Below are 19,232 nucleotides of genomic sequence, written 5' to 3'. Positions count from 1 at the left end.
GGTTCAACCTTCGTAACTCCCGCTTTTTTATAGGTATTGTTCTAACACTTGCTTTAATTGTTCTTTGCTGTGGTAACCAACTACTTGGTCAACTACCTTTCCATCCTTCTTAACCAGTAAAGTTGGGATACTCATAATCCGGAACTTTTGAGCCGTTTCGGGGTTAGCATCTACATCAAGTTTGTTAAAAGTAACTTGATCCCCCATTTCTTCAGATAATGCTTCTACTACTGGCGACTGCATCCGACAAGGACCACACCAAGTTGCCCAGAAATCAGTTAAGGTTACCCCGGTTTGCGTATCTTGTTCAAAAGTTTGATCAGTCGTAACTGCTACAGCCATGCGATTTTCCTCCTTTAAACAAATGGAACGTTTTATTTCTATATTCATAATTCTACCAAACTTGGCGAATAGTTCAAATGATCTGCCTACTTTTTGTAAGTCTTATTTAAAATAAACAATTGTGGCCCCATCCCCACCATTACTTGGTGATGCGTAAGAGAACGATTTAACCCGCCGATTGCTTCGTAAGTACTCTTGGGTCATCTTCCGTAGGGCCCCCGTTCCTTTACCATGAATGATTGTGACACTCGGTAAGTTATTTAACAGCGCGTGGTCAATAAAGTCTGAAAGCTCGCTTTGGGCTTGTTCATAACGATGCCCCCGTAAATCAAGGCGAGCCCCGGTCTTCCGGGTTTGAACTGTCCGGACCCGCATCCGCTTTGGAGCTTTGTCTTTTTGCTTTTGAAGTTGCTTTTTGGAAATCTTTTCCAGATCTGCTTCATCAATTTCCAGCTTCAAAATCCCAAGTTGCACTTCCCACTTGTGGTGACCTCGCTTGCTCATCAACTCCCCTTGCTGGCCATAAGACTTAACCAAGACGGCATCCCCAACGTGAAGGTCATGCTTAGCCTTAGCTCGTTGAAGGACCGAATTATGCTTCAAGCGTGGATTCTGGTGAAGGGCATTCAAAGCACCTTGAGCATCAATTAACTCGTGTTCTTTTACTGAGCGCCCTTGTTGCATTTCCAATTGCCGTAAATGGTGGATAATTTGATCCGCCTTCCGCTTAGCTTGGGAAACTTCGTGGTTCGCCTTCTTGCGGGCATCTTCATAGAGTTTATCCCGTTGCTCGTTGAAACGATCGAGTTTCTGGGTTAGTTCTGCATTTTTGGCTTCACTATCCGCCAAAGTCTTGGTTAAAGCTTCATTTTTCTCGCGAACTTCTTTCCGTTGCTCAACCAAATCCCCAATCATGGCATTAAGTTCTTGGCTATCATCCTCAACTAGGGATTCCGCCATTTGAATTACTGCTCGATCAAGGCCGAGGCGCTTAGCAATCGCAATCCCATTTGATTGTCCTGGGATTCCCAAAAGAAGCCGGTAAGTCGGCTTAAGGGTTTCTTGATCAAATTCCATTGAAGCGTTAATCGTTTGCTCCCGGTCGTAACCATAAACCTTTAGTTCCGGATAGTGGGTCGTAACCACCACTTCGGCACCGATCGTTCCAATCTGATCCAAAATCGCCATCGCTAAGGCGGCCCCTTCCTTTGGGTCCGTCCCAGCTCCCAATTCATCAAGGAGAACGAGCGATTTCGTAGTCATCGATTCGAGGATCTGTTTAACATTTTCCATGTGGCCAGAGAAGGTCGATAAGTTTTGTTCAAGCGATTGTTCATCCCCGATATCCGCAAAAATATTATCGAAGACTGCGACCTTCGAATTCTCGTTGGCGGTGATAAAGAGTCCTGCTTGGGCCATCAATTGAATCGTTCCAAGGGTCTTTAAAGTAATTGTCTTCCCACCAGTGTTGGGCCCTGTAATCACAATTGCCTGGTAATCTTTACCTAAGATAATATCGTTGGCAACCACTTGCTGCGGATCAATCAATGGGTGGCGAGCTTGGCGTAAGTAAACTTCCCCTTGATCATTCACAATTGGTAGACTCGCCTTAGTTGCCGCTGCCAGCTTCGCCTTGGCATTGATGAAGTCCAAGTGACCCAGAATCTTTTCATTATCCCCAATTTCTTGCCGATAAGGGGTAATTAATTTTGAAAGTTCCGCTAAGACGCGCCGCACTTCTTGGTGTTCTTCAATTTGCGCCGATCGCAACCGGTTATTTAATTCCATTGCACTTGCCGGTTCAATGTACAAAGTTTGCCCACTAGCTGATTGGTCGTGAACGATCCCGCCAAATTGATTCCGGTATTTCGCAATCACCGGAATCACATACCGGTCATCCCGAATAGTAATGATTGGCTCTGATAGATGCTTAGCCGCTTTTCCCCGCGTATAACGTTCCAAAGCTTGCCGAATTTCACCTTCGGTCTGCGTGATTAATTGCCGCAAACCGTGCAACTTTGAAGAGGCTTCATCAGTTACCCGGCCATCCGGATCAATTGCTACTAAAAGACGTTTAGTAATGTTAGGAATCGTTACCAAACGACCAACCGAGTTAGTGATTGTCCGGAGCTGGACCTTTTTTTCAGCTAACTGATCAAAGAAGTTTTGGACCGCCATACTAGCACGTAAAACTTGACCAATTTGGGCCAATTCCGTTCCATTTAAACTAGCCTGTACCTTTAACCGCTTTAATTGTGGGGTTACATCGGCTAAACTTGGCAGGGGAATTCCCCCTTCAAGTCGCAGGACATCGGCCCCATCTTCAGTCTCAGCTAACCAATGATTAATCGTTGTTAAATCGGTTGCTGGTGTCAGGGCTTGAACCTCCCGTTGCCCCGCTGCTGAAGCGAGATATGGAGTTAATTGCCCCTTAATTTTATTAAATTCAAGTGTGGCTAAAATCTTATCATTCATCAAATTTCTCCCCCTATCGTTCTACAGCCAATTAAAAACCGCCCGCGCTAAGCCCGGTGTTTTTTGGATCATCAACTGGGCAAGCCCTGATTCCGCCAATTGATTTTGCCACCAGGTACCTGGTAAGTATTGGAAAACCACAAGTAACATAAAGATAATCACATAACCCACTAAAAAGCTCAGAACCGCTCCGCTATAACGATTAACAGTACCAACTACTGGAACCTTCTTAATAAACCGCAGGCTCCGCATTAACCACCGGCCTAAAAAACTGGTTCCCCAAAAAATCACCATGAATGCCACACCATGGTAAAAGAAAGTATTCGTGCTGGTTGTGACTAGACTAGCGGAACTTGCAGCACTGCCATGGTTACCAATTGCCGGTAAGACACTCGCTAGCGCGTTTCCCAACGGTTCGGCCGCAAACCGGGCTAAAAACCAACCACAGAAATAGGTAGTGGTTGAAAGTAAAATTTGGACTAATCCCCGCTCCTTGCCGTTAATAAAGCAGCCTAAAAGGAGCACTAAAATCGCAGTTGTTAAAATCATAAGCGATCCTCTTTAAAAAATTTGGTAAGATTAATTATATACTCTCAATGTGAAAGGAAATTGAAATGCAAGCTGTTATCAAAGTTACCCCCGACCAATTAGATAAAATGGCTTCAACCTATCCTGCTAACCGCAAATTGCCAAATGGGGCGATTTTTGCTAGTAAGATTACCGGAGCAACCATTACTGGTTATAAATCTGGCAAGGTCCTCTTTCAAGGTCCACTCGCGGAAAAAGAAGCTGACCGTTGGGGAACAATCGTAACTTCTAATTCACCAAGTAAATCAGCTCCCGACCTGCCTCCCAATTTTGACCATTTAGCCGTTTTAGGTTCGGATGAAGTGGGAACTGGAGCTTACTTTGGCCCTTTGACGACCGCTGCCGTTTTTGTTCCAGCGGATCAAGTTGACGCACTCATTAAACGCGGGGTAAAAGATTCCAAAAAGCTAACTGACCCTAAAATTTTAGAACTAGCAAAGGCAATCGAAGAAAGCTGTCCTTACCATGTCTTAGACCTTGCCCCTCATGATTATAATCGGCTAATTAATCAATATAACCAGGCTCAACTAAAGGCCCTCTGTCATAACTTTGTCTTGTTAAAAGTGTTGGATAAAATTGCTCCCACTAAGCCGGATGCGATTCTAATTGACCAATTTGTCCAGGCTAGGACCTACTTTAACTATTTAAAAGGACAAGCGCGTATTTTAAGGGAGCGAGTTTATTTTAAAGAAAAAGGCGAAAGTTATCACGTCGCCGTTGCCGCCGCTTCAATCGTTGCCCGCGCCTATTCCCTAGCAACCATGAATCAGCTTTCTGATGAGGCTGGAATGACCTTACCAATCGGTGCTGGGAGTAAAGTTGACCAAGTAGCCATAAAACTTGCCAAAGCAGGTAAGGACCTTGATCACTTTGCCAAGCTCCACTTTGGCAATACGAACAAGGTTAAGCAAGCTCTTAAAAAAGCTAACTAAAAATTTAGGCTACCAATTAAGAGGAATTTTTAACCTCAGATTGGTAGCCTTTTTTAATAGCCAAAATTACAAGTTCAAGTTACCTTCATCGTCAATAAAGGTGTTCATTACTTCTTGAACCATATCCCATTCTTCATCACTTTCGATTGGAAGCAATTGAAGTTCTTCACTTTCATCTGCCGGTTCATTAAAAGCAAAGGCTTGGATATCAACTTCTTCGTCGTTTTCTTGGTCTAACGGGTAAAGGCAAATGTACCACTTACCAGTTTCCGGATTTTGAAACCGTATGGCTTCCTTGTACAGTTCTTCATTGCCCTTTTCATCAACGAGTGTAAATACTTCGCCGTCGTCTTGAATTGGTTTAATCTCTTCTGCCATTTTTCTTCCTCACAATCTGGCGGTTAATTTTCCCTTGCGGTCAAGGTAATTTTGTAAAATCAAGCTCGCCGCTAATTCATCAATGACTTTCTTTTGCTTCCGACGCGAAACATCGGCTTCTTCAACCAACATCCGATGAGCTTGAACCGTGGTTAAGCGTTCGTCTTGGTAGTCAACGGGTAAGGCGAACTTTTCTTCTAACATTGCCCCATAATGGCGAGCCGCTTCCACCCGGGGCCCTTCTGTATTATTCATATTTTTAGGCAAGCCAACCACAAAGCCAGCAATCTGCCGCCCCTTCATCAGTTCTGCTACTCGATCTAGGCCGAAGACTTCCTCATCTTCATTAATTGGAATAATTTCGATCCCTTGCGCTGTCCAGCCAAGGGGATCACTTTCCGCAATTCCAACCGTTTTTGAACCAACATCTAAGCCCATTAACCGCATTAGTGTTCACCATTCCGTTTTAAGTAATCCTTCACTAGCTCTTCGATAATTTCATCGCGTTCGTGTTGACGGATTAAATTACGGGCATTGTTAAGCCGTGGAATGTAAGCGGGATCCCCAGATAATAGATACCCCACGATTTGGTTAATTGGGTTGTAGCCTTTTTCTTCTAGAGCTTCGTATACAGTTTTCAACGTTTCTTTAACGTCTTTTTGATGCTTTTGACCAAAATCAAAAAACATTGTTTCATCGCTAGCCATTTTGGTCACCTCCACAAGTTTATCAATTACCTATTTTACATTATCCCGGCAAAAAGTACAATTTTCAGCCTTCAATTTGACTTAAGCAATTATTTAGAAAGCGATCACATTATTAACCATATTACCGGCGATGGTTTTAAAGACCGCGGTGATGATCATGAAACTAAGCTTATTCATTACTGGTTTATAGAAAATTAGCTTCCGTTCAGTTACTGCTTCGTTCAAATTTATCATCTAGAGATCGTAGTCTTCAGCCTACGTTTCTAGGTGAATTTCTGAACTATCGCGGATCCTCACTAAAACGTTACCAATACGTCGATAAGTATATATTATACTGGATCCAGCCCCTATTTTGGGGTTTTTATTATTTTTCTAATTAAAAAAAGCGGCTGGGAAGAAACCCGTGTTTCTTCCCAGCCCATATTTCATCTCCGAATGTTATTCAGTAACTACGGTCAAAAAGCACGGCCTTAGGGGATAAGTGCGAACGAAAGGTCGATTCTAATGAATCAACCTTCGTTCTTCTTATCCCAACCAGGCCGTCAAGGAGCTTTTTTTCCATCCTCCTTTTAACTTTTAAGTTAACCACTAGTAGTTATAAATCAGCCTTACTATTTCATCCATTCCTTTGCTTGGTCAATTGCAGTTTGCAAACCGGCTGGATTCTTACCACCAGCTTGGGCAAGGGTTGGCCGACCGCCACCACCACCGTTGATAGCTGGAGCAATCGCCTTAATCAAGTCGCCGGCCTTCAATTCCTTGCTCTTGGCATCACTTACAGCAACTAACAAGTTCGCCTTGTCGTCAACCGCTGTTCCAAGAACCAGTACATCAGACAAGTTCTTTTGCCGCCACTCGTCGGCCATTTGCCGTAATTGACCCATTCCAGCAACTTTAACCACCGCTGCAATCAAAGAACCCTTTGCCGTGGTTTCAACCTTATCAAAGGCAGCCCCAGCTTGTTGGGCAGCTACCTTAGCTTGTAAGGCCTCATTAGCCTTCTTCGTTTCCTTCAAGTCAGCTTGGATTTCAGCTAAGCGGTGTGGCACATCCTTAACTTGAGCAGCTTTAACTTCACTAGCCGCTTGGTCAAGTAAGTCAAGCCGTTCTTGCATAAATTTGAAGGCATCACTTGCCGTCACCGCTTCGATCCGCCGAACACCGGCACCAACCCCACCTTCAGAAACAATCTTAAAGAGGCCCAGTTCGTTAGTGTTCTTAACGTGGTCCCCACCACAAAATTCAGTGTTGAAGTCACCAATCTTAACAACCCGGACGGTGTCACCGTACTTGTCGGAGAAGAGCGCAATTGCCCCCATCTTCTTTGCAGATTCAATATCGGTTTCCACGGTCGTCACTGGAATTTCTTTCCAGATTTGTTCATTAACCATATCTTCAACCTTCTTCAGGTCTTCGGCCGTTACTTGACCAAAGTGATTAAAGTCAAACCGCAGATAGTGGGCTTCCACTAAAGAACCAGCTTGTTGTGTATGGCCACCAAGGACGTTCCGTAATGCTTGGTCTAACAAGTGAGTTGCCGTGTGGTTCTTTTCAATCTTCAAGTGCCGCGCCCGGTCAACGACTAACTTGTAACGAGCCCCAAGCTTCAATGGTTCACTTAGTTGTACCCGGTGTAAGTTTTGTTGGTTTGGTGCGTGTTGAACATCAACCACCCGGCCAACAACCTTGCCGTAATTATCAATGATGTCACCAGTATCAGCAACTTGACCACCCATTTCAGCGTAGAATGGCGTTTGGTCAAAAATTACTTCGACATCCTTTGCACTTGGATCAGCACTTTCGACATGTTGACCATCGCTCGCTAAACCGATCACCTTGGCATTTTCAACTTCAAGGTCTGTGTAACCAACATACTTACTTTCATCCTTAAAGTCGGTCCAGAGGTCAGTTTGAACCCCCATCCCGTTATCCATGTCCCGCGCATTCCGCGCCCGGTTTTGTTGTTCGGTCATAGCAGCTGCGAAGCCCTTATCATCAACCGTCAAGCCTTCGTCAGCGGCATATTCTTCGGTCAATTCCACCGGGAAACCATAAGTATCGTAAAGTTTGAAGGCCGTTTGCCCATCAATTTGCTTGGTGCCAGTAGTCTTAGCTTCTTCGATCACTTGGTTTAAGAGGCTTAAACCACCGTTCAAGGTTGCACTAAACCGGTCTTCTTCAGACTTAATGACCTTGGCAACATAATCGGCATTTTCAAGGACATCTGGGTAGTAGTCCTTCATAATTTCACCGACCGTCGGCACCATCTTAGCCAAGAATGGTTCATCGATGCCTAACTTCTTGCCGGCCACAACCGACCGCCGTAAGAGCCGGCGAATAACGTAACCCCGCCCCATGTTAGAAGGCAAAGCTCCATCATTAATGGCAAAGGTAATTGACCGAATGTGGTCAGCGATAATCTTAAATTGGATATCGTCAGTCTTGTTTTTACCGTACTTCTTACCATCACTGAAGCCCTCGACTTGCTTGATTAATGGCATAAAGAGATCGGTTTCGAAGTTGGTTGGGGCGTTTTCAAAAATGGAAACCACCCGTTCCAGTCCCATCCCCGTATCAATGTTCTTATGTGGCAATGGTTCATAAGTATCTTCTGGAGTATGGTTAAATTGAGAAAAAACAATGTTCCAGATTTCAAGGTACCGTTCGTTTTCACCGCCTGGGTAACTTTCGGGATCATCTTCGGGAAGGTTGTTAAATTCTTGCCCCCGGTCGTAGAAAATTTCCGTATCGGGACCAGAAGGACCTTGACCAATATCCCAGAAATTATCTTGATCTGGAATTAAGTGATCTTCTTTAACCCCGGCCTTCAACCAATCCTTCTTGGCCGCATCGTCCTTTGGATAGTAAGTGATGTAAAGGCGTTCCGGATCGAAGCCAAACCATTCATCACTAGTTAAAAGTTCCCAGGCCCAAGGAATAACATCATCCTTGAAGTAGTCCCCAACGGAGAAGTTCCCCAGCATTTCAAACATTGTGTGGTGCCGGGCTGTCTTCCCCACGTTTTCAATATCGTTGGTCCGAATGCTCTTTTGAGAAGAAGTCATCCGTGGATTCTTAGGAACAACTTGCCCGTCAAAGTACTTTTTCATCGTTGCCACCCCAGAGTTGATCCAAAGTAAGGTTGGATCATCAACTGGTACGAGGGAACGACTTGGCATTTCCGTGTGTCCGTGTTGGATAAAGAAGTCCAAATACATTCGCCGGACTTGAGCGCTGTTAAGCTTCTTTAGTTCTTTCACCATTCTCATCCTTTCTTATAAAACAAAATCCACCGTTGGAACAGAGACGCCAAGACGCGGTACCACTCTGCTTGCAACGATGGATTTCGTAGCCACTTTAAGCACATTATTATTTTTAAAACTGGGTAGCAACCTAAGCCCCAAATTACCACTTTTCATCTTTCCGTGGCTCGCTGAAAATTGTTCTAACTTAGGCCATGTCCCAAATACGCTAACATTATACAAAAGGCTCTAACTGAAATCAAGTTAATAAAAGGCTTTTCCAGGAAATCTGCGATGATAAGGACCACGTGGAAACCGGCAGTGACGGATTCAAGAATGAGTCCTTAACTGGAGCAAATTCCCCAGAAAAGCTAGCTTGCGCACTATGTCGCCTGATTAAATTATTCGCCCTGTTTTTGCCGGGCGCGCTCAATGCGGTGTTGCTTTTGACGAGCACGTTTGGCCTTCCGTTGTTTGTGCCGCATTTCTTGTTTAGCCTTTTGGCATTCATCCTCTTTAATCTTGGACTTAATCCGCTTCTTATAACCTGGCTTAACCTTTTTCTTCGTCTTTTTGACAAAACCCTTCAGACTGGGATCGAGGGCCGTTTTACGCCGATGATAGGATTGGCGCCGGTTTCGGTCGTAAGTCGTCTTTACGCGGCCATTTTGTAGTACCTTTGGAATAAATTTAATTCCTCGAGCTTCTAATTTAGCAACTAGGTCGTCTTCGGCTGGTGCGTAAAGGGTAATCGCCGTTCCTTTGAGGTTTCCTCGCCCGGTCCGACCAACCCGGTGAATAAAGTATTCCAGGTCCGTTGGAATGTCATCGTTAAGTACTAAGGAAACCCCATCGAGGTCAATTCCCCGTGCTGCCAAGTCAGTGGCGACAATGTATTGATAGTCCATATTGCGGACTTGGCGCATTGTCTTTTTCCGCTCCCGTGGTTCGAGGCCCCCATGAATCAAGGCAACCTTTAACCCCCGTTCCATTAGATAAGCATGGAGTTCTTCTGCCCGTTCCCGAGTATTAGCAAAAACCAGCGCTAAGAATGGTTCCCCAAGCGTTAAGAGCCGGTAAACTAAGTCGTTCTTATCTCGGCCCTTAGTGGACATTAACCAGTTTTCCACGTTTGGATTAATCACCGTTTCGGTTGGAATTTCTTCAATGACTGGGTTTTCCAGGTACTTCTTCAAGAATGGCCGTAATCCTTGGGGAATCGTCGCGGAGAAGACCATCATTTGTAATGCTTCCGGGAAATGCGCCGCTATTTGGTCAACAGGTTCCAAAAAGCCCATATCCAAAGTCATATCAGCTTCATCAATCACGAATTGGGTTGCCAAGTGGATATCTAAGGCTTGGGAATTAATTAAATCTAAAATCCGTCCCGGCGTCCCGATGACCAATTGAGGTTGTTTCCGGGAAAGTTGTTCCACTTGATGTTGCTTATCGGTTCCCCCAACATAGTTATGAATGGTAAAGGGGGTTGGCGCAAACTGGTTTAATTGCTTCGCCGCACTGTAGATTTGGTAAGCTAATTCCCGACTTGGCGTGGTAATTACCGCTTGAACTGTTTGATCTTCTGGATCGAGCTTGGAAAAGATTGGTAACAAGAAAGCGTGAGTTTTCCCACTCCCCGTTTGGGATTGACCAACGACACTCTTCCCTTGCAAAATCAACGGAATCACCTTCGCCTGGACTGGCGTTGGCTCGTGAAACTTTAAATCATCAATCGCTGGCATCAGCCATGGCGCTAAATTGAGTTCATTAAATTTAGGCATCATTGCCTCCTTTCAGTTACATTCGCTTACTTTTTAAAGTTTTTGGTTAAAGTTGTTAATTCTTGGATTACTTGGTTAATTTCGGCATGGTCAGCGGCTTGGGCCCCAGAAGCCAATGGATGACCGCCACCATTGTGGGCCTTAGCTAAGCCGTTAATTTCAGGACCTTTAGAACGAAGCCGGATCCGGTAATGGCCATCTCCTTGGACAACGAAGATCGCCCAGGCCAAAACATCACTAATTCGACCAGGAAGCGAAACAATTGCCGACGTCCCTGCTTCGGTAATCCCAAATTCATCTAGGGTGGCTTGTTCTAAGACTAAGTACCCAGCCCCATCCTTAATTTGGAGGTTTTGATAAACATAAGCTGACAACCGCGCGGCCGCCAAGGAAATTTCGTTTTCGCGTTGGTTAATGGCCGCTGCATCAGCTCCAGCAGCCATTAAAGCACCGGCAACTAACATCGTCCGCGCTGAAGTGGCTGGGTAAAGAAAGCGCCCAGTATCGCCAATAATCCCAGCATAAAGGGCATCCGCTGCCTTCTTAGGTAAGACTAGTTGCTTAGCAAAGTGTTGATAAAAGTCGTAGATCATTTCAGAAGTACTGGAAGCTTCTGGCCGGACCCACATTAAATCACCAAAGGGCTCGTCATTTGGATGGTGGTCAATCTTAATTAGGAGACTCCCGTTATCGAAGCGCCGGTCATCAACCCGCGGCGCATTGGCGGTATCAGTTACGATGACAAGGGCATTATTATAATCATCCCCATCGACCGTATCCATTGTTCCAATCCAATCAAGACTGGGGATATCTTTGCCAACAACGTATATTTCCTTGTAAGGGAAGGAAGCCTTTAGAATTTCAGCTAACCCCACTTGGGAACCAATGGCGTCCGGATCAGGGCGTTGATGGCGATGAATAATAATCTTCGAATACTTGTCAATCGCATTGTAAATCTCAGCTAATGTGTCCATGATGGCTTCCTTTCCAAAGTCTTATTTAATCAGTAACAATTCATTATAACAAAATTTTGGTTTGTCTGGGATATTTTCTGTTAAATTAAAAAGCTACCTTTCGCAACTCACGAAGGTAGCTCGATTTTGGTTATTTCTTTTCTTCCTTTGAGGCTTCGGCATCATCCTTAGCTGATTCATCAGCTTCAGCGACTTCTTCCTTTGGAGCTTCGGCTTCGTCGTTATCTGCCTTAGCTTCCTTTTCTTCAGTCGGCGTAGCACTAGCTGGTGCTTCGGTTGCGGCTTGGGATTCAACCCGTTGGATTGCGCCAAGGTCAAAAACTAAGTAGATCCCTTCGCAATCTAAGGTAACCGTCCGCTTTTGGTTGTCAACTTCAGAAACCACCCCATGAAGCCGGCCAATCGTAACCACGTGATCACCTGGCTTTAATTGACTCATCATAGCTTGATGCTTCTTTTGTTGTTTTTGTTGTGGGCGGATCATGAAGAAGTACATTAAAGCCACCATCAACACAATTAATAAAATACTAGACATTCCGTTGTTCAACTGTTTTCTTCCTTTCTATCATAAAACATTGCTAACAACAACGATACCAGAAAAGTCTTGAAAAGCAAACTACTTTCCGCTTTGTTTGATAATTTCTTTTACGTTATGGAGTAAGAGTAAGCGACTTGCTAATGGTTCTTTAGCATGTAACATTGCGTGCAAGCTTGCTCGCGTAAAGCCAGTGCAGGCCGGACAATTGCAACCAGCTTCAAGCGGACTGAACTGTCCCCCAAATGCTTGGTGCCGCAAGTTGACAACTTCACCATCAACCAAGGCCTTTCCGCCTAACCCCAGTTTAAGTGGCCAAGCTGACAAGATGTAGTCAATGCCGAGCTTTTGACTCAACTCAATTGTTGCTAGATTCGGAGCAACGACGGCCGTTGCAGTCCCCTTTGGTAACAGCTTTAAGGTTAACTCAAGGCTCCGTTGCCATTCCCTAAGTTCTGCAACTGGTGGCAAGTTAGTAATGAAAGCCCCAATATTATTGGGTAAAGCAGCGATACTTGCTTGGCGGAGCGCCTTCAAGCCGGCTCCCAAAACCGGCAAAAAAGTTACCGGAGCCTCCTGGTTCCATTCAATGTTGGCTTGCATTGCCCGTTCGAGATCGTCGACGGGGGCGTAATAATCTGGATTTTGAAACATTCCCACGGTAATTTCTGCCTTAGTAGCTGTTTGCCATTGTTGATAAGTTGCCGGAGTTAGGGTCAATTTTGCTTGATTCTGCGGATCTTGATAATGGATTCCCGTCTTCGCCAAGTTCTTTTTCACTTTGAAAACCGGAGTAAAGTCTCCCGCTAAGGTCATTAACTGACCTGACCAGTTAAGTAACGACTTTAACCCTCCGGCTTGGTTAATTAAGTTAAATCCCGGTTGGCGTTCGTAATCAACCAGCTTCACCGCTAAGGTTTGAACCCCAATGGCCTGCAATTGGGAACCTAAAACTGGTAGCCAGGCTGCTTGAAAGTATGGGACAAATTCAGTCATGCTTTACCTCCTTGGTCTGGAAAGGGAATTCCAAGATGTTCATAAGCCGCTGGAGTGACTAACCGTCCCCGCGGCGTCCGGGAAATAAAGCCGATCTGGAGGAGATATGGTTCGTAAACTTCTTCAATTGTCGCCGCTTCTTCCCCGATATTGGCCGCAATCGTTTTAACCCCAACTGGGCCACCACCATAATAGTTAATCATCGTAAGTAACATCTTCCGGTCGGTAGCGTCTAACCCTTTTTGATCCACGTCGAGCATTGTCAAGGCCCGGTCAACACTTGCTTCATCGATTTCATCTTTACCCGCAACTTGGGCAAAGTCTCGTACCCGTTTTAAAAGCCGGTTTGCAATCCGCGGGGTCCCTCGCGACCGCCAGGCTAAGGCTTTCGCTCCGGCTGCATTAATTGCCGTGGTAAAAATCCGGGCACTTCGATTAATGATCTGTTCAAGTTCGCTTGGTTGGTAGTAAGCTAAGCGTTCAATAATTCCAAACCGATCCCGTAGTGGTGCCGTCAATAACCCAACCCGGGTCGTTGCCCCCACCAAGGTAAATGGTGGTAATGGGAAATGCACCGGATGAGCGGTTGGACCTTCGCCGACGACAATATCGATGTAGTAGTCTTCCATTGCCGAGTACAGCATTTCTTCAACCACTTTCGGTAGCCGATGAATCTCATCAATAAACAAGACATCCCCCGGCTTCAATTCATTTAACAGAGCCACTAAGTCCCCCGGCTTTTCAATTGCTGGACCAGAAGTGGTCTTAATCCCCACTTCCATCTCATTGGCAATTACCATTGCTAACGTCGTTTTCCCTAAACCGGGTGGTCCATATAAGAGGACGTGGTCAAGGGCTTCTTCTCTAGCTTTAGCTGCCGCAATATAGACCTTCAGTTCGTCTTTAATCTTTTGTTGCCCAATGTAAGTCGCTAAGGTCTGCGGTCGGAGACTAACTTCTAATTGACCTTCGGCGTCATTTTCAACATCTGGTCCCATGACCCCATGTTCTTCGGTTGCCATTCTTTTCCCCCTAACTTAAAAATTCTAGTTCAGTAACTTCAAACCTTCCCGGAGATATTGATCGGTTGTTAGGGCGTCCTCACCTTGCAAAAGCTTCTTTTCAACTCGCTTTACGTCTCTTTCCGCATAGCCTAAGGCTTTCAAGGCCGCCAGGGCATCTTCTAAAGCTGGATTATCTGCCACTTTGGTTGCCTTAATCGTAAAGTCGAGTTCATTTGTTGGGAGGAGACTATCTACCTTATCTTGCAATTCAATAATAATCCGGGAAGCCGTCTTCTTACCAATCCCCGGGAACTTTGCGAGATAGTTAGCATTATTTTCCCGAATTGCTTGAATCAAAGCTTGGTGATCCGGATTAGCAAGGATTGCTAACCCACTCTTCGGCCCAATACCAGAAACACTGATAAGCTTTTCAAAGAGCTGCTTTTCATCGCCACTTTGAAACCCGAAGAGGGTAATGCTGTCATCTTTAACGGCTTGATAAACGTAAACGGTCACTAGCTTATCAGCATTCACTTCGTAGGCATACGGGTTTGCCACTGCTAGGCGAAAACCAACCCCATTGACCTCAACTACAATGTAGGTTGGCTTAACAATGGTGACATAACCTTTCAAATATTCGTACATTAACTTATTCCTTCCTAAAATTCATGATCGTCAAATTCCCCGGCATAGGGTTGATGACTATCCTGAATCCGCTTAAACATTTTTTCTAGATCTCGGTCGGTCAAATGAATCAATACGGGCCGCCCATGGGGACAATTAAAGGGATTTTCACAACTTGGCAATCGTTTTAACAAGGCTACCGCTTCTCGTTGATCAAGGTGGTGGTTAGCCTTAATTGCTCGTTTACAACTCATCATAATTGCCGTTTTCTCCCGAAAACTAGCTACCGTAATCCGACCATCCTTTAAGACCCAATCAATCATTTCCCGAATCGTTGCCTCTTCTTGCCCGGCCACAAACCAAGTTGGATGTTCTTGAATCAAAAAACTATTCTGACCAAAGGTACTCAAATGCAACCCAGCTCCAGCTAGGACTTCCAAATGTCGCCGAATCATGAGGGCATCCGTTAGGGAATAGTTTAAAACCAAGGGAGTTAAAAAGCTCTGTTGGTCAGCACTCACTTCCCCAATCTCTTTTCGGAAACGTTCATAATTAACCCGCTCTTGTGCTGCATGTTGGTCAAGAATATAGAGACCATCTGAAGCCTGCGCCAAGAGAAAAGTTCCCTGGAGTTGCCCGATATAAGTAAGATCCGGGAACCGCTTTTGGGCCGGTTCACCGGTATCTTCAATTGGTAAACTAACCTGTTCTGGCTGCGGAACTGAGGTTTCTTTTTTGGTGACCCCTAAACCCGCAAATGGTGGCATCGTTCCTTCAGCGCGGTAACGTTGATCAAAAGCCGCTACGACCGGACTTTCAAGGTCACTAATTTGGTGAATGATAATTGGGGCGGCCACTTCACTATCATTACCATCCGCCGCTGCTGGATTTTGTTGTTGAGCTTCTTTGGGGGGAGTGAGGTTTTCTTGGTAGGTAACTTGGGTTTCTTGAACCGCTGTTTGAGTCGGCATTACTTGTTTTGCCGCTACCAATTTTTGGGCGGTTTTCCCGACATCAGGAATCAAGTTTTCCTTGGCTAAACGTTCATAAATTGCCTTCGCAATCAAAGCCGATAATTGTTCCTCTTTACTTAAACGAACTTCGCGCTTAGCCGGGTGAACATTGACATCAACCAGGGCCGGGTCTAGTTCAATTTCTAGGACCGCAAAGGGGTACCGGCCAACCATTAGTTTGGAACCATACCCGGCAATAATAGCTTTATTCAAGGTAAAGTTACGGATATACCGATGATTAATCAAAAGGGTCTGGTATTTCCCGGACGACCGGGTAAGCTCTGGCAAAGAAACATAGCCACTAACCCTAAAATCATCGTCTGCTCCTGCTATTGCAACCATCTTCCGGGCCACTTGCACCCCATAAATGGCAGCGATCACTTGATGGAGATTGCCATTACCGGCTGATCGGAAAAGTTCCTTACCATTATTGGATAAGCTAATCGCGATCGTGGGATTTCCCAAAGCTAAGCGGTAAACAATATCGACAATATGCCCCAGTTCAGTCTTGGGGGACTTTAAATACTTGAGCCGGGCCGGCGTGTTGTAAAAGAGTTGGCTAACAGTCACGTCCGTTCCAGGACGAGAAGCTGCCGGACCTTCTTCGACCACCTTTCCCCCCTTAACGTGGTACAAATAGCCGTCTGCCCCAGCCACTGTGGTGATCAATTTCAAATCTGCTACCGAGGCAATACTTGGTAACGCTTCGCCCCGAAATCCCATCGTTGTTACCTTAAATAGTTGTAACTTTGAATTGATCTTACTGGTGGCATGGCGTTTGAAGGCAATCGGAACCTGGGACTTTTCAATCCCATCACCATCGTCAATTACCCGGATTTCGGCTAGACCGGCTTCTTGAATCAAAATATCGATCCGCCGACTATGGGCATCAATTGCATTTTCAACTAATTCTTTGACCACTGAAGCTGGTCGTTCAATGACTTCCCCGGCCGCAATTTGATTGGCTAATACCGTGGGAAGTTCCCGAATTTCAGCCATTTTGCTCACCTACCTTAACTTTCGTTGCCATTGATAAACTTGATTCATCACTTCCATTGGGGTCATCCCCATTAAGTCAAGGTCCTTCAACTGTTTCAATACGCGATTTGCCTTGGTATTTGAGGATTTATTTGTTGGCGCCGGACCAAAAAGATCCATTTGCCCGGAGGCTTCCGTTACTAATTGCGGTTCCGGAGTAGCAGAAACTGACGTTGGCACCGTTGCTTTTTTCCCCTCAAGTTTGGTCAAAATGGTGTCAGCCCGTTTTAATAAGGAATCCGGCAAGCCTGCTAGTTTGGCGACATGAATTCCGTATGACTTATCCGCTGGGCCGGCTTCGACCTGGTGTAAGAAGACTAATTCACCGTTTTCTTCACTCGCCCCAACGTGGACATTTTTTAACTGTGTCAACCGTTGATCAAGCGTCGTTAACTCATGATAGTGGGTAGAAAACAGGGTTTTCGCATGGACATGATCATGAACATATTCAATAATTGCTTGAGCCAAGGCCATCCCATCATAAGTTGCCGTTCCCCGACCAATTTCATCAAAGAGAATCAAAGAATTTGGAGTAGCGTGTTGAAGGGCGTTGTTGGCTTCCATCATTTCAACCATAAAGGTACTTTCTCCGGAAACCAGATCATCCGCCGCCCCAATTCGGGTAAAAATTTGGTCAAAAATTGGCAATAACGCTGAATCCGCGGGGACAAAACACCCAACCTGAGCCATCACCGCAATCAAGGCTAACTGCCGCATATAAGTACTCTTCCCAGACATGTTTGGCCCGGTAATCAGTAAAATCTCGGTATCAGGATCCATTACCACATCATTTGGAACATACTCTTGGTGGCCCAGGAACTTTTCCACGACTGGGTGACGACCCGCTTTAATCTTTAGTTCATGACCTTGATTTAATTTGGGCCGCACAAAGTGATAATCTTCGCTGACTACGGCAAAGGATTGTAAAACATCTAATTCTGCTAAACTAGCCGCTAGCTTTTGAAGTCGTCCGATCTGAGCTTTTACCTTATCCCTGACCGCTACGAAGAGGTCGTATTCCATGGAAGTTGACTTTTCCTGAGCTTCCATGATGATGGCTTCTTTCTCCTTTAATTCTGGCGTTGAGAACCGTTCCGCATTCACCAGTGTTTGTTTTCGTTCATAACGATCAGCCGGCAATTTAGCAATATTAGCCTTCGTAACTTCAATGTAGTATCCAAAGACATGGTTGTAACCAATCTTTAAGTTATTAATCCCAGTTGCTTCGCGTTCTTTTTTCTGGAGTTGGGCAATCCATTCCTTACCGTTATTCATCGCATCCCGGTAAGTATCAAGCTGGTCATTGTAACCCGCCTTAATTACCCCACCATCAGTAACCGAAACTGGCGCATCTTCAACAATTGCCTGGTCAATTAGATTGGCCACATCCGCTAAGGGATCTAGTTTGGCCAGCATCTGGTCAAATACGGGGGCTTCAAGGGTTTCCAAAACATACTTAATTTTGGGCACTTGGTTCAACGACGTTTTGAGTTGAATTAAGTCGCGACCATTGACACTGCCGTAAGCCACCCGGCCCGCTAGCCGTTCCAAATCATAGACCTTGGTTAATTCTTCTTGCAGGTTACTCCGCTCGAAGTAGTGATCCAAAAGGACCGCAACCTTATCTTGCCGTTCAGTAATTTCATCCAAGTTGATTAATGGCCGATCAAGCCAGCGTTTTAACAGTCGGCTTCCCATCGCGGTTTTGGTGGCATCAAGTAGCCATGCCAAGGTGCCTTGGCGCTTACCACTCCGCATATTAACCATTAATTCCAAATTTGCCTTGGAGTTATGGTCAATTTCCATGTAGGAATTTAATTCATAGGACTGCGCAACTTGCATGTGGGCCAAGGCCCGCTTTTGGGTGGTAAGCAGATAGGATACCAGCAGGGTCACCACTTGTTTTTCGCCAGCATCCGTTAATTCTTGGGTAAGGTAGGCAATTTCAGCTTGCGGTTCTTGCGTCGTTTGCTTTGATAAAAGTAAATTGCGCTTATTCAAAGTCGCCACCAAATCGGCTGGCAGGGCTTGTTCATAAACGATTTCTTTGGTTTGGAGATTAATTAATTCGTTTAAAACTGCGCCTTGATTAGCCAAAGTTGTAACCTTAAGCTCCCCGGTTGAAAGGTCAGCGTAGGCAAGCTTAAAACCATTTTCAACTGGTAGGACTGCCGTTAAGTAATTATTTGATTGAGCGGCGTCTCCTTTCAGATCCATCTTCGTCCCTGGGGTAATTAATCGCGTAACCGCCCGCTTAACCATCCCTTTAGCCTTTTTTGGATCTTCCATCTGTTCACAAATGGCAACTTTATACCCCTTATCAATTAAAATATCAACATAGTTTTCAACCGCCCGGTGGGGAACCCCACACATTGGGATCGGATTTGCAGAACTATGATTCCGGGTGGTTAAAGTCAATTCGAGTAATTGGGAACCCTTAATTGCATCATCGTTAAAAAGTTCGTAAAAATCTCCTAACCGATAAAACAAAAACGCATCTGGATACTGATCCTTTACCTTTTGGTATTGCGCCATCATGGGCGTCTGTTTTGCTTTTGCCAAAATTTTCCCCTTACCTTTTCTATTCTTTATGATTGCAATTT

The 19,232-nt window shown here is 45.1% G+C and carries 17 protein-coding genes; 1 reads left to right on the top strand and 16 read right to left on the bottom strand.

The genetic code is table 11. The features are described 5' to 3' along the window. Nucleotides 1-27: 27 nt before the first annotated feature. From trxA to GTO83_RS02535, 3 genes are all read right to left on the bottom strand, one after another. Nucleotides 28-342: a thioredoxin gene (gene trxA, locus GTO83_RS02545; protein WP_180871580.1), complete on the bottom strand. Its 315-nt coding sequence runs from the start codon at nucleotides 340-342 to the stop codon at nucleotides 28-30. Between the two features lie 102 nt (nucleotides 343-444). Beyond that, complete coding sequence (locus tag GTO83_RS02540) at nucleotides 445-2,817, bottom strand: endonuclease MutS2 (RefSeq protein ID WP_180871579.1); 2,373 nt, start codon at nucleotides 2,815-2,817, stop codon at nucleotides 445-447. Nucleotides 2,818-2,838: 21 nt separating this feature from the next. Beyond that, nucleotides 2,839-3,366, bottom strand: coding sequence for a CvpA family protein (locus tag GTO83_RS02535; protein ID WP_180871578.1), 528 nt, complete (start codon nucleotides 3,364-3,366; stop codon nucleotides 2,839-2,841). 65 nt (nucleotides 3,367-3,431) lie between these two features. Here GTO83_RS02535 and rnhC point away from each other — a divergent pair, with 65 nt between their 5' ends. Next, on the top strand, nucleotides 3,432-4,337 hold the full coding sequence (gene rnhC, locus GTO83_RS02530) for a ribonuclease HIII (RefSeq protein ID WP_180871577.1): 906 nt from the start codon (nucleotides 3,432-3,434) through the stop codon (nucleotides 4,335-4,337). Between the two features lie 66 nt (nucleotides 4,338-4,403). Here the strand turns inward: rnhC and GTO83_RS02525 are convergent, their stop codons facing one another. From GTO83_RS02525 to mutS, 13 genes are all read right to left on the bottom strand, one after another. Next, complete coding sequence (locus GTO83_RS02525) at nucleotides 4,404-4,715, bottom strand: DUF1292 domain-containing protein (RefSeq protein ID WP_180871576.1); 312 nt, start codon at nucleotides 4,713-4,715, stop codon at nucleotides 4,404-4,406. 9 nt (nucleotides 4,716-4,724) lie between these two features. After that, nucleotides 4,725-5,162, bottom strand: a complete 438-nt coding sequence (gene ruvX / locus GTO83_RS02520) for a Holliday junction resolvase RuvX (RefSeq protein ID WP_180871575.1) — start codon at nucleotides 5,160-5,162, stop codon at nucleotides 4,725-4,727. Then, nucleotides 5,162-5,422, bottom strand: a complete 261-nt coding sequence (locus tag GTO83_RS02515; protein ID WP_180871574.1) for an IreB family regulatory phosphoprotein — start codon at nucleotides 5,420-5,422, stop codon at nucleotides 5,162-5,164. Before GTO83_RS02515 ends, ruvX begins: the two co-directional genes overlap by 1 nt. Nucleotides 5,423-5,515: 93 nt before the next feature. Beyond that, on the bottom strand, nucleotides 5,516-5,647 hold the full coding sequence (locus tag GTO83_RS10915) for a hypothetical protein (RefSeq protein WP_255463147.1): 132 nt from the start codon (nucleotides 5,645-5,647) through the stop codon (nucleotides 5,516-5,518). Nucleotides 5,648-6,033: 386 nt separating this feature from the next. Further along, entirely contained in the window at nucleotides 6,034-8,682 is a 2,649-nt protein-coding gene (gene alaS / locus GTO83_RS02510) for an alanine--tRNA ligase (RefSeq protein ID WP_180872098.1), read from the bottom strand. Between the two features lie 383 nt (nucleotides 8,683-9,065). Beyond that, nucleotides 9,066-10,448 (bottom strand): DEAD/DEAH box helicase, encoded by a 1,383-nt coding sequence (locus GTO83_RS02505; RefSeq protein ID WP_180871573.1) that lies wholly within the window; start codon nucleotides 10,446-10,448, stop codon nucleotides 9,066-9,068. 23 nt (nucleotides 10,449-10,471) lie between these two features. Further along, nucleotides 10,472-11,419 (bottom strand): bifunctional oligoribonuclease/PAP phosphatase NrnA, encoded by a 948-nt coding sequence (locus GTO83_RS02500; protein ID WP_180871572.1) that lies wholly within the window; start codon nucleotides 11,417-11,419, stop codon nucleotides 10,472-10,474. Between the two features lie 130 nt (nucleotides 11,420-11,549). Then, complete coding sequence (gene yajC / locus GTO83_RS02495; RefSeq protein WP_180872097.1) at nucleotides 11,550-11,954, bottom strand: preprotein translocase subunit YajC; 405 nt, start codon at nucleotides 11,952-11,954, stop codon at nucleotides 11,550-11,552. 81 nt (nucleotides 11,955-12,035) lie between these two features. Continuing rightward, complete coding sequence (locus GTO83_RS02490; protein ID WP_180871571.1) at nucleotides 12,036-12,950, bottom strand: tRNA-guanine transglycosylase; 915 nt, start codon at nucleotides 12,948-12,950, stop codon at nucleotides 12,036-12,038. Continuing rightward, nucleotides 12,947-13,972, bottom strand: coding sequence for a Holliday junction branch migration DNA helicase RuvB (gene ruvB, locus GTO83_RS02485; RefSeq protein WP_180871570.1), 1,026 nt, complete (start codon nucleotides 13,970-13,972; stop codon nucleotides 12,947-12,949). The genes GTO83_RS02490 and ruvB overlap by 4 nt, the downstream gene beginning before the upstream one ends. A gap of 24 nt (nucleotides 13,973-13,996) precedes the next feature. Beyond that, a complete protein-coding gene (gene ruvA / locus GTO83_RS02480; RefSeq protein ID WP_180871569.1) occupies nucleotides 13,997-14,599 on the bottom strand; it encodes a Holliday junction branch migration protein RuvA in 603 nt (200 codons plus the stop codon). 14 nt (nucleotides 14,600-14,613) lie between these two features. Next, nucleotides 14,614-16,590: a DNA mismatch repair endonuclease MutL gene (mutL, locus tag GTO83_RS02475; RefSeq protein WP_180871568.1), complete on the bottom strand. Its 1,977-nt coding sequence runs from the start codon at nucleotides 16,588-16,590 to the stop codon at nucleotides 14,614-14,616. 9 nt (nucleotides 16,591-16,599) lie between these two features. Beyond that, entirely contained in the window at nucleotides 16,600-19,167 is a 2,568-nt protein-coding gene (gene mutS / locus GTO83_RS02470) for a DNA mismatch repair protein MutS (protein ID WP_180872096.1), read from the bottom strand. Nucleotides 19,168-19,232 lie beyond the last annotated feature (65 nt).

This window comes from Lactobacillus sp. 3B(2020) (assembly GCF_013487845.1).
GTDB lineage: Bacteria > Bacillota > Bacilli > Lactobacillales > Lactobacillaceae > Limosilactobacillus > Limosilactobacillus alvi.
The sequence above is the reverse complement of the archived record's forward strand: the minus strand, read 5'-3'. Positions and strand labels throughout refer to the sequence as shown.